10 protein-coding genes are annotated in these 11,837 nt (G+C 60.6%); 4 read left to right on the top strand and 6 right to left on the bottom strand.

From position 1 onward, the window contains the following. Positions 1–50 precede the first annotated feature (50 nt). The 4 genes from SIC17_RS15525 to bcp all read right to left on the bottom strand — a co-directional run bounded on the left by SIC17_RS15525 (position 51) and on the right by bcp (position 3,203). A complete protein-coding gene (locus SIC17_RS15525) occupies positions 51–515 on the bottom strand; it encodes a bactofilin family protein (RefSeq protein WP_412545940.1) in 465 nt (154 codons plus the stop codon). A 67-nt stretch (positions 516–582) separates the two neighbouring features. After that, positions 583–1,692, bottom strand: coding sequence for a peptidoglycan DD-metalloendopeptidase family protein (locus SIC17_RS15530; protein ID WP_291896130.1), 1,110 nt, complete (start codon positions 1,690–1,692; stop codon positions 583–585). 219 nt (positions 1,693–1,911) lie between these two features. Next, complete coding sequence (locus tag SIC17_RS15535; RefSeq protein ID WP_412545941.1) at positions 1,912–2,736, bottom strand: ferritin-like domain-containing protein; 825 nt, start codon at positions 2,734–2,736, stop codon at positions 1,912–1,914. Beyond that, positions 2,736–3,203, bottom strand: coding sequence for a thioredoxin-dependent thiol peroxidase (gene bcp, locus SIC17_RS15540; protein WP_412545942.1), 468 nt, complete (start codon positions 3,201–3,203; stop codon positions 2,736–2,738). The genes SIC17_RS15535 and bcp overlap by 1 nt, the downstream gene beginning before the upstream one ends. A 99-nt stretch (positions 3,204–3,302) precedes the next feature. On the opposite strand from bcp, the gene SIC17_RS15545 reads away from it, so the two are divergent. After that, on the top strand, positions 3,303–6,857 hold the full coding sequence (locus tag SIC17_RS15545) for an AsmA-like C-terminal region-containing protein (protein ID WP_412545943.1): 3,555 nt from the start codon (positions 3,303–3,305) through the stop codon (positions 6,855–6,857). Here the strand turns inward: SIC17_RS15545 and tyrS are convergent. Then, entirely contained in the window at positions 6,854–8,101 is a 1,248-nt protein-coding gene (gene tyrS / locus SIC17_RS15550; protein ID WP_412545944.1) for a tyrosine--tRNA ligase, read from the bottom strand. The two genes, SIC17_RS15545 and tyrS, sit on opposite strands and share 4 nt — an antisense overlap. 62 nt (positions 8,102–8,163) lie before the next feature. On the opposite strand from tyrS, the gene SIC17_RS15555 reads away from it, so the two are divergent. After that, positions 8,164–9,264: an anhydro-N-acetylmuramic acid kinase gene (locus SIC17_RS15555; RefSeq protein WP_412545945.1), complete on the top strand. Its 1,101-nt coding sequence runs from the start codon at positions 8,164–8,166 to the stop codon at positions 9,262–9,264. Positions 9,265–9,324: 60 nt separating this feature from the next. Here SIC17_RS15555 and SIC17_RS15560 read toward each other — a convergent pair whose 3' ends face one another. Further along, positions 9,325–10,008: an alpha/beta hydrolase gene (locus tag SIC17_RS15560; RefSeq protein ID WP_291896119.1), complete on the bottom strand. Its 684-nt coding sequence runs from the start codon at positions 10,006–10,008 to the stop codon at positions 9,325–9,327. Between the two features lie 210 nt (positions 10,009–10,218). Between SIC17_RS15560 and SIC17_RS15565 the strand changes: the two genes are divergently transcribed. Both SIC17_RS15565 and SIC17_RS15570 read left to right on the top strand, forming a co-directional pair. Beyond that, positions 10,219–10,686 carry an Rrf2 family transcriptional regulator gene (locus SIC17_RS15565; protein ID WP_291896116.1) on the top strand — a complete coding sequence of 156 codons (468 nt, stop codon included), beginning with the start codon at positions 10,219–10,221 and terminating at the stop codon, positions 10,684–10,686. A gap of 2 nt (positions 10,687–10,688) precedes the next feature. Next, positions 10,689–11,837 carry a cysteine desulfurase family protein gene (locus tag SIC17_RS15570; RefSeq protein ID WP_412545946.1) on the top strand — a complete coding sequence of 383 codons (1,149 nt, stop codon included), beginning with the start codon at positions 10,689–10,691 and terminating at the stop codon, positions 11,835–11,837.

Here is an 11,837-nt window from a genome sequence, read left to right on the forward strand (position 1 = left end):
CGGAGCTTTCGCTCCGCCGTTTTTTAGAAGTCAAACTCGTCCTGGTTCAGCTAAGCTGAGGACTTGCTCGCCAGCGGTGGCTCAAGAGACGTCACGGAAGACGAGGACTTGCCCGGAGCCGGCGGGATGTCGGCGGACTTGTTCGCGGCCTTGGGGGCAGAAGCGGGTGCGCCACCGCCGGATTTCTCGCTCAGCGGATCAGAGGCATGGCGGCAGTGGCCATCGAAGAATGCGCCGCTCTCCACGGAGAGGGCAGCATGCACGATATCGCCTTCGATGCGTGCGGTGGAGGCAAGCTGTACCTGGCGGGCGTGAACCGAACCGGTCACGCGGCCACGGATGACAACCGTCTCGGCCATGACTTCGCCATTCACATTCGCTTCTTCACCGATGATCAGGGAGCCTGCGCGGATGTCGCCGTCGACGGTGCCGTCCAGCTGGACTTCGCCTTCGGAAACGATGGAACCGGTCAGAACCAGGTCACCGGAGAGAATGGATGGAGCTTTCGATTTCATGGCATTCCTTTTTGGCGCTGCAGCTGGTTGATGCATCGGATCGGAGTTGGAGGTGTCTTTGTTACTCTTATTGAACATAACGTCCCGCTCTCAGTAGTCGGTCCGGATCAATTCTCGATCCATTGAACCAGATTTCATAGTGCAAGTGCGTAGCTGTGCTACGACCCGTGGACCCCATGCCCCCGATCTGTTGTCCTCGCTCGACGGTATCACCCCGGCGCACTGCGATTTCGTGGAGATGCGCGTATCGGGTACGGAAGCCATACCCGTGGTCGATCTCCACGGTACGACCATAACCACCTCTCCAGCCCGCGTAAACGACTTCGCCCGGTCCGGTCGCGATAATCGGGGCGCGGCGATAGGCGCCGAAGTCCATGCCCAGGTGCTGGGTGGGGCGTCCGTGGAAGGGATCCATGCGCATGCCAAACGGCGAGGTGCGACGATGGGGAACGGCGATCGGTTCACCGAACGGCGCCTCCAGGGAGAAGCGTTCCAACTCGTTCACTTCAAGCATGCGCGCTGCGATACGGTTGATACGCGAGGAAAAATCGCGATTGATCTCGAGGTCGGGTCCAAAGGAGTGGTCGACGAAAATCGGCTCATACGGGCCGCCTTGTTCGTCGGTGTCACGGCCTGACGCAACGACTTCCTCGATATCCAGTCCGGTCAGGCGCAGAACGGCGCGCAGGTTTTCAAGGCGCGTCTCGGTCGCGTCCTCGGCCTGGGCCAGAACGAGATCCTGCTCGCCCATGAGGTAATTGATCTGGTCTTCCGGGTTTTCCGAAAGCGAGGACAGGGAGACCAGGCTGTCGCGCGACTCGCGCGGTGTCGGGTCAGCCGGGGTAGCCGCCATCAGGACGCGGCCATCATCCAGCTCGGGAGAGGGCTCCATGACGCTGCCGGACAATTGCTCCGCAAATTCAACGAGCTGACGCAAGGTCTCGTGGCGAAGCTGGAATTCAACAGCGGTGCGGTCGAACTCGGCCGATTGCGACTCCACCAGCGAGATCGCGGTGGCTTCACTCGCCTGTGCCTCGGCAATCAGGCGGTTGGCCTGGACCCGTTCTTCTTCAATCTGGGATTCCTTGGCGGCAATGGCGCGGCCGTGGAAGGCAACGGAAACCGTCGTGAAACAAAGCCAGCCGGCGAGCACGGTTGCGGCAAAAAGCGCCGACACCTGTAGCGTGGTCGAAATCGCGAAATAACGAACCTGACCATCACTGCGGTGATAAATTTGTCGATCTGGAAACCAGCGCTGCGCTGTACCCCAAATCGCTTCTTTAACGCCTGCGAACATGCTTGTGAGCCGCTCTTTTACGCTTGCCCCATACGCCCCGCAGGCATGTGACACAAAACTGGAAGAAAATTCAACAGCCCGTGATGCAAATCTTGGGCCCTATTGCGCCAATGGTAGGTAGTATTCTTCGGGCAAACCCGCAGTTTTACGCGCATTGAAGTTAAATGGCAGCTTTAGGCCACCTTTAAAGTGCTGTTTTACAAGGCTCTGGTATCGCGTTTGAGGATCGAGCTTGTCGGCGGTGCAAAGCGCGTGAAACCACTTCGCACCGGCTGCAACGTGAGCGATTTCTTCCTCGTAAATCACTTTCAGGACATCGGCGCTGCTCTGGTCGCCGGCAGAGACCAGCCGGTCAATCATGCCGGGGGTCACGTCCAGACCGCGCGCTTCCAGCACTAATGGTGCTACGGCGAGGCGCGCCGCGAGGTCATGTGACGTGGAAATGGCGGCATCCCAGAGCCCGTTATGGGCGACGTGGTCGCCATAACAGGCGCCGAGCTCCTCCAACCGGTCCTGGACCATGACAAAATGCCGGGCCTCGTCATCCCCGACACGGATCCAGTCATCGACCAGGGCGTGGCGTTGGGCTTCATCAAATTCAGCTTCGCCGCCAAATCGGGCGACCAGGTCGAAGGCGAGGTCGATGGCGTTGAATTCGATATGGGCGATGGCGTGCATCAGGGCGATCCGGCCGGCGGGCCCATTGAGACGTCGCCTGGGAACCTGTCCCGGCGGCACCAGTTCAGGATGTTTTGGCCGCGCCGGACGGTGGGTGTCCGGTATGTTCTGCCATTCAACCGGCAAAGGCAGTACGCCGTCCTGCCAAAGTGCGGCGACCTCTCGTGCCCGGGCGGGCTTGTCCATCGGGCACGCCGTGTCGAGCACGCTCAGACAGGCTTGCTGGATGTCATCCGTCGTCGTCATCAAAGCGCGTGGACGGCGTCAAGCACGGCCTGGGCGTGGCCCTTTACTTTCACCTTCCGCCAGATCTGCGCGAGCTTGCCATCCGCATCAATCAGGAAGGTTGCGCGTTCAATACCCATGTATTCGCGGCCATAGAGCTTCTTGAGAACCCAGACACCATAGGCTTCGAGCACTTCGCCATCCTCATCGGAGCCCAGAGTGACCTTGAGTTCGTGTTTGGCCTTGAACTTGTCATGTTTGGCGACAGTATCCTTGGACACGCCGATGATTACTGTATTGGCGGCGTCGAAATCTGCGATCAGCGTGCTGAAGTCGATGGCCTCGGTGGTGCAACCCGGCGTATCGTCCTTGGGATAAAAGTAGAGGACGACATTTTTGCCTTTCAGGGTAGAAAGCTCTACGGAAGCGCCACCATCGGTCGGCATGTTGAAATTCGGAGCCAGGTCGCCTGTTTTGAGTTCGCTCATGTCATTTCTCCCCAGTCGCATGGATTGCGGTTGCTGCAGCGATAAATTGCCCTTGTGCGCCTGCACGTCCAGCCATTCGACTGCGATGGGGCGTGAATAATGCTGCGCCGTTCTGCGAAATGGACCCTGATCTACATTCTGGAAGCCGTTGCCGTGCTTCTGATGATGGTGATTTTTGGCCTGGGGTTCATCTTCTGGCGCCTGTCCTCAGGGCCGGTCGATCTCGGCTTCCTGCGCGAGGATGTGCAGGCCCAGATCGCCCAGATGTTCGAGGGTGATGTGGTCGCGCTTGGCGATCTGGAAGCGCGGTATGAGTCGAGTGAAGGCGCCATTATTGTCACTGCCCGCGATGTGGCGGTGGCCCAGGCGGACGGCGAAGTCATCGCCCGGGCGCCGCTGATCGAAGCGGGGCTGGCCATCCAGCCGATGATCTTCGGGCGGATCGAGCCGACGCAATTGCGTGTTCACGGGGGTTCCGTATCTATTGTGCGACGGGCAGATGGCGCCGTGGGCGCTGGCCTGGGCGGAGTTGACCGTGTGGCTGCTTCGGCACGTCAGCCGGAACGCGGGGGCGATGACAGCGCCTCGCTCTTCCTTCTGCTGCAGGACCCGGAAGCCAGTGACAGTCCGCTCGGACGTATCCGCAATGTGGAAGTTCGTGACGCGACGGTGCGCATTATCGACCAGATCAGTGGCGTAGCCTGGCTGGTCAACAATGCGCGTGTTGAACTCGCTCGGGACGAGTTCCGGATTGTATCCATCCTGCAGGGACAGATCGCGACCGCCTCCGGATTCGCCGATCTCAATATCCGTATACAGGCCGGGGCCCGGCTGACCTCGCTCTTGCTGGAAGTTGATGTGGATCAGCTCTACCTCGCTTCGGTTGCTCCGACCCAGGGGCCGTTTTCCGCCTTGCGGGCACTGGATGCCCCGCTCTCGCTGGACCTGATCATGGATGCGCGTCTCGAGACCGGCATCCAGACAGCCTCGCTGGAGCTTGATATCGGGGAGGGTGTTATCCTGTCCCAGGGCGAGGAGCATGGATTTGAAGGAGCTGAGCTGTCGCTGGTCTTCGATCCCCAGGTCGGATCGCTTTCGCTGGACCGCGGGCGGATTGTCTCTGATGTCTTTGCCGGGGAACTTTCCGGGCGGATCTATGACCTGGACGCCTATGCGGGGGCCTTGCCCATGCGCTGGCGGTATGAATTCAGCGCCGGTGAGGGGTTTGTCGATCTGGGCGAGATCTTCGAGCGTCCGCCGCGTTGGGGCGGGCTGGATGTATCGGGCCGTGCCGACCTCAATGAGCGCCGGATCGATTACGAGGCCCTCAATGTCCAGCTCGACAGGATTCGCGCCGAGCTGACCGGCTACGCCAGTCTCAGCCAGGTCGCGGACGGACGCTGGCTGCCCAATATCGTGCTCTCCGGACCGGTGCTTGGCGATGTAACGGCCGAGGCGGTGCTGTCCTACTGGCCGGTGGATCTCGCCGACGGTGCTCGTGACTGGATCGAGGAGGGCATTCTCGGTGGCCGGTTTTATAACTCGCGCCTGGATATGAATATTGACGCTGAATCGATTGCCAGCGGTGCGCTGGCCAACGACCGGCTCAATCTCTCCTTCGATGTTGAAGACGGTATCATCCGCTATATTTCGACCATGACGCCGATCACGGAAGCAGTTGGCAGCGCAACGCTTTACGGCAATGCCTTCGAAGCCAGCCTGACGGCGGGTCGGGTCGGCGACATCATCATCCACGAGGGCCATGTGGACATCCCCCGGCTCAATCCGAAAGGCGCCATCGCGACCTATTCAGGACGGGGATATGGCACGGCCACGGATATTCTCGCGTTGATCGACGAGGAGCCTCTGGGCTTCCCGACCGAGTACGGCATCGATCCACAGGCCGTGGGCGGTGAGGGCGAGATCACGTTCCAGATCCAGCGCCCCATGCTCTCTGACGTTCCGGCAGAGGACATCCCCTTTGTGATCACGGGCGATCTTACCGGCGTTGCCCTGGCCATTCCTGAGACACCTCTAGCGCTCAGCCAGGGCACGGTATCGATCACCGCGGACCAGAACCGCCTGACCGCCAGCGGAGATGCTTTCTGGGGCGATACGCCCGTTAGCGTGAACTGGGTGGAAGACTTCACAATGCCCGACGGTCAGCCTTCTACCACATTCGAGGTTGAGGCCCGCCTGGGCGCGCGGGCGCTCGATGAATTCGGCATTCCGGCGCGCCGGTATCTTGATGGATTTGTTGGTGTCGAAGCCCGCGCGATTTCCAACGGGCTGGATATTGAGTCCATTGATGTGGATGCGGATCTCACTGAAGCCTGGATCGAGGCTCCAGACGGCGTCTGGTTCAAGGAAATCGGCGTCGAGGGGCTGGCCGGTTTCACCCTGACCCGCAATGACGCCCAGAATTATGTCTTCGAGGAAATCATCATCCAGACGGAAGGTGTGGAGATTGGTGCCGATGCGCAGCTGTCTCCCGGAGGACGTCTGGTCGAGCTCAATCTTGACCATGTCGAGGTGAACGATTTTATCAGTCTGCGCGGGCGTCTCGCCGCCCCTCCTGAGCCGGGGCAACCCTTTACTGCAAGACTGTCCGGCGATTATCTCGATGCTCGTGAAATCCTGGAGATCTGGAACAATCGTGAGCCGGTGGCACCGGAGCAATCGACCGCAGACGAGAGCGACACGGCGGACGCTTTTTCCCTTCCGCTGTCCGTGACATTTGATGTGGCACGGATGGCGATTGAAGAGGATGAAGTGCTGGAAGATTTCAGTCTCATCTGGCGCAGCGAAGAGGATGGCATCCGTGCTGTAGCTGTTTCCGGCCGCTCCAGCGCCGGGCCGTTTTTCGCCAGCTTTGGCGCTCCGGAAGAGGGCGGCATCCGGGAATTCCGTGTGGAAACCCAGTCGATTGAACGTCTCTCGTCCTTCATCGGTTTCTCTGAGGGTGTGGTGGGTGGTCGAATGTCCGTACTCGGCGAAGCTCCGCCCCTGGGCGTGGATGGCCCGCTGACGGCCCGGGTGGAAATCGATGACATCACCCTTGTTCGGGTTCCGGTTCTCGCCCGCATCTTGGCTGCGGGTTCATTTGAAGGGCTGGGCGCTTTGCTCAATGGGGATGGTATCCGTTTCGAGCGCATAACAGGTGATGTCATGTTCGAGGACGGCCTGTTCACCATCGGCGAAAGTCAGGCGACGGGCAGTTCGCTGGGCGTGACGGCAACAGGCTCGATTGACTTTGAAGGACGCAGCGCGGCGATTGACGGTAATCTGGCGCCCTCCTATGCGGTCAATTCCTTCTTTGGAAACCTCCCGGTTATCGGTGAATTGCTGATTTCCCGGCCGGGAGAAGGCGTGGTCGGGATAACCTATTCAGTCGAGGGGCCGTTCGACAGCCTGACAGTGTTCGCAAATCCGCTTTCCGTTCTGGCGCCCGGTGTCTTCCGCCGCATGTTCGAGGGCACAGCAGCGGAGCGTGCCGCTGCGAACCGGGGCGAGGATGGTGAGCCGGCCATCCCGTCAGTGTTGCCGCCGGAGGTTCTCGAACGATTGCGGGTGGTGGAAGAACCGGGAGACGGGGGCGTCGTTGCCGACCCCGTCACCGGTATTCCTGAAAGCGAAGAGCCGAGCGAGCGCTAGGCGGGCTTGGCCAGTGCGTGGCGCTTCTTGCCAACAGAGAGTTTGATCGCGCCATCCTGCACGAGATCAGCTGTAGCCTTGGCCTGGATATCAGTCAGGGGCTGACCGTTCACCTTGGCCGCACCGGCTTTGATGTGGCGCTTCATTTCGCCGTTTGAGGCAGCCAGACCGGCCTCGACAAACAGTGACGCCAGCGTCACATCACCATCGGTCAGACCGGCGATCTCAACAGTTGGCAGCGCGTCACCCGCACCGCCGGCCGCAAAGGTCGCCTTCGCCGTCGCCTCGGCTTCTCGCGCTGCGTCGGCGCCATGCAGCATCGTGGTCGCCTCATTGGCGAGACGCACCTTGGCATCATTGATCGCTGCGCCCTCCAGGGCTTCAAGCTGTGCGATCTCGGCCAGCGGCAGATCAGTGAACAGGCGCAGGAAACGGCCGACATCGGCATCCTCGGTATTGCGCCAGAACTGCCAGTATTCGTACGAGGACAGCATGTCGTCATTGAGCCAGACGGCGCCATCGGCGGTCTTTCCCATCTTGGCGCCGGACGCGGTCGTGATCAGCGGTGTGGTGAAGGCACTGACTTCATTGCCGGCGATCCGGCGGCACAGCTCAACACCATTGATGATATTGCCCCACTGGTCACCACCCCCCAGCTGCAGTGAGCAGCCATAGCGCTTGTTCAATTCCAGAAAGTCGACCGCCTGCAACAGCATGTAGTTGAATTCCAGGAAGGTCAGCGGTTGTTCGCGATCGAGGCGCTGCTTGACCGACTCAAACGTCATCATCCGGTTGACGGTGAAGTGCGGGCCGAATTCGCGCAGGAATTCCAAGTATCCGAACTCTGACAGCCATTCATCATTGTCCACGACAATCGCATCGGTCGGGCCATCGCCGATGGCGAGGAGTTTCTTGAACGGTTTGAGAATACCCGCCTTGTTCTCGCCGATCTGGTCTTCGGTCAGCATCGAGCGCGACTTGTCCTTGCCGGACGGGTCGCCGATCTTGGTCGTGCCGCCGCCCAGCAGGATGATCGGCTTGTGACCGGCCTTCTGCATCTGGCGCAGCATCATGATCTGGACGAGAGAGCCGACATGCAGGCTCGATGCGGTCGCGTCAAAGCCGATATAGCCCGTCACCACACCACTTGTCGCACGCTCATCGAGCGTGTTCAGATCGGTCGACTGAAAATGGTATCCGCGTTGCACCAGGTTGCGGACAAGTTCGGACTTGTATTCACTCATGAAAGCTCTCCTGATAGATCGCTTCTAGGTCGCAATTCGATGGGAGAAAAGAGGGAGATGGCATGAAGCGTGTGATCGGTCTCATGAGCGGGACCTCGCTGGACGGTGTTGATGCTGCCCTGATTGAGACAGACGGTGAGGATATCCGGGCCTATGGCGCGGGCACCGAGATCAGCTATACGGCCGAAGACCGGAGCATTCTTCAGGATGCGGTCGACAGGGCACTGGATTGGGGTTTCGAGGGTGATCAGCCTGATTTCACGGCTGCAGAAGACGTTCTCACCCGGACCCATATCGCGGCCGTTCGCGCTGTGCTGGAAAGCGAGTCGCTTTCCGCGCCGCCGGTCGAGCTGGTCGGGTTTCACGGTCAGACTGTATTGCACAAGGCGCCCAAGGACGGGCAAGCCGGCCAGACCCTGCAGATCGGTGATGGGGAGGCTCTCGCACAGGCGCTGGGCATGCCGGTGGTCTATGATTTCCGCTCTGCCGACATGCAAATGGGCGGGCAGGGCGCCCCGCTCGCACCGCTTTATCACCGGGCGCTCGCCAACAAGGCCGGGCTGGGTGATATTGCCGTGCTCAATCTGGGAGGAGTGGCCAATGTGACTTGGTTGGAAGACGGTCAGGACCCGATCGCCTTTGACACCGGTCCGGCCAATGGCTTGATAGATGCCTGGTGCCAGGAGCTGACCGACAAGTCCCATGATGAAGGCGGCAAGCTGGCCTGTGCGGGCGCCGTTGATCTGGATGTCCTGGCACAACTGATGTCTCACGAGTTTTTCCCGAAAGCCGCTCCGAAATCCCTTGATCGTTGGGATTTCTCGTTAGCTCCGGTACGCGGCCTGTCCCTTGAGGATGGCGCGGCCACGCTGACCCGGTTCACGGCGCGCACGGTCGCTGATGCAGTCCGCATGCTGGGTGAACCGTCTCGTGTCCTGGTCACAGGGGGCGGGCGTCACAATGCAACTCTGATGGGCATGCTCGAAGAGGAACTTCCCCGGGTGCAGGTTGAGCCGGTCGAAGCGGTCGGCTGGCGTGGGGACTATATCGAGGCAGAGGCTTTCGCCTGGCTGGCCGCCCGTTTTGAGCGCGGTTTGCCGACAAGCTTGCCATCGACAACAGGTGCCTCGGAGCCTGTGTGTGGTGGAAGAAGGGCGAGTTGAGCTCAGAAAAAAAAGCCCCGGCATCGACCGGAGCCTTTCTTCGTCGGGTCGTCGCGATGTTTACCGCTTGCCCGTAATCGTGCGCTCGGAGCGCTCTTTCTCGACGATCGGCAGGCGTTCGTCGAGATAGTCGTTGAGCATGATGTCCAGCGGTTCGGCATGTTCGGTGAACAGGTGATTGGCATCCGGGATCAGCTCGCGGCGGATCTCGATACCTTTCTGGACACGGATCTTGGACATCACCCGCTCGACATCGTCAGCCGGGACGATCTTGTCGGCACCGCCATTGACGATGATGCCGGAGGCTGGGCAGGGCGCCAGGAAGGTGAAGTCATACATGTTGGTCGGCGGGGCCACGGAGATAAAGCCCGCGATTTCCGGACGGCGCATCAGAAGCTGCATGCCGATCCACGCACCGAAAGAGTGGCCGGCGACCCAGCAGAAACGCGCGCCGGAATTATAACCCTGGACCCAGTCGAGCACGGTTGCGGCATCGGACAGCTCACCGAGACCCTGGTCATAACTGCCCTGGGACCGGCCTACGCCACGGAAATTGAAGCGCAGCGTGGCGAAATTCCGCTTGCGGAAGGTGTCGTACATCATATCGACGATGTCGTTATCCATGCTGCCGCCGCCGAGCGGGTGGGCGTGGAGAATCAGCGCGATCGGTGCGGTTTCATCTTCACTCGGGCTGTAGCGCCCTTCCAGTCGGCCGGCCGGGCCGGGGATGATTACGTCGGGCATTCAGGGGGTACCTTCCTAGCTCGTCCAATGTCTTTTCTGCAGGCATGCGGCAATTCGACCATTGAAAGCACGATCGAAAGGGCACATATACCTGACTACACAGCTCGGGTATTAGGTTTCAGTCGCCAAACGTCGCCTGTCGCCCACCCCGAAGCTGCGCGTCTTAGCATGATCATGCCGAAAGATGCGAGCGTTTAAGGAGGTAGATACATGAAGCTGAGCACAAAGGGCCGCTACGCCGTCATGGCGATGGCCGATCTTGCAGGAGCTGCAGAGCAGGGGCCGGTCACGCTGAGCGATATCGCGTCGCGCCAGTCCATCTCGCTTTCCTATCTTGAACAACTGTTCGCCAAGCTGCGTCGCGCCGAGGTGGTTGCCTCGGTCCGCGGGCCGGGCGGCGGCTATCGCCTGAGCCGTGAAGCATCCGAAATCCGTGTTTCGGATATCATCATGGCAGTGGACGAACCGCTGCGCGTCACCCGGTGTTCCGACGCCAAAGGCTGTCTGGCGGATGGTCGGCGATGTGTTACCCATGATCTCTGGGACGAGCTGTCCCGTCACATCTATCTCTTCCTGAGCTCCGTGACGCTGGAAGATGTGCTGGAGCGTCGCCTGCTGGGCGCTGCATCCGGCGCCATCGGACAGGGCGATAGAGGTCAATCGGCCGCTGCCGAGTAAACATGCGCGTCTATCTGGATCACAACGCCACCACGCAGGTCCGACCTGACGTGATCGAACTCATGAGCGAGCTCATGGGTAGCGTCGGCAATGCCTCGGCGGTGCATCAGCATGGCCAGTCTGCGCGCCGCCATGTCGACAACGCACGGCGCCAGGTCGGCAAGACTTTGTGCGCACGTCCCGAGGATGTGATTTTCACGGGCGGAGGCACAGAAGCACTAAATCTGGCCATGGCCAGCGCGACCCATGCGCCCGGGGTGAAGCGCGTTATCATCTCGGATATCGAACACCCCGCCATTGTCGAAAGCGCCCGGGCGTCTGGTTTGCCGATCGATATCCTGCCGGTGACTGGTGAGGGTGTGGTGGATCTGGCCTGGCTGGAACAACGCATGGACAGCTGGTCTGAAAACGACGGTCGTCCCGTTCTCTCAATCATGCTGGCCAATAACGAGATCGGCACCATCCAGCCGGTGGCCGACGCCATCGCATTGATCAAGCAAAGAGACGGTCTCGCGATCGTCGACGCCGTCCAGTCCGCCGGAAAAATTCCTGTCGATTTTGCGGGGCTCGGCGCGGACTACATGGCGATTGCTGCGCACAAATTTGGCGGCCCCCAAGGTGTAGGCGCGCTGATCGCGGCCTGCAATGCGCCCATGACACGCCACAATCACGGTGGCGGGCAAGAGCAGGGGCGTCGATCCGGTACGCTGAATGTGGCCGGTAATGCGGCGCTTGGACTGGCGCTGGAACAGGCGCATGCCAAGCTTGCAGAATTTGCTGCCCTGGCAGGCTCGCGCGACCGCATGATCGCGGCTATACGCGAGGCCAATCCGAATGTTGTTGTTCTGGGTGAGGGTGCGGAACGCCTGCCCAACACGATCGGACTGGCAGTGCCGGGCTGGCGCGGGGAAACCCAGGTCATGGCGATGGATCTCGCCGGTGTCTCGATCTCGGCCGGCGCGGCGTGTTCGTCGGGCAAGGCCAAGGCGTCAAAAATGGGCACCGCCCTGGGCCTTGATGACGCATTGTCCGAGGGCGTGATCCGGATCAGCCTGGGCTGGTCGACAACAGATGAAGACGTGGATGCGGCGATCAAGGCCTGGACCGAGGCCTGGGCACGCGCATCGAAACAGATCAAGGAAACGGCCTGA

This window comes from Maricaulis sp. MIT060901, from assembly GCF_047123815.1.
GTDB lineage: Bacteria > Pseudomonadota > Alphaproteobacteria > Caulobacterales > Maricaulaceae > Maricaulis.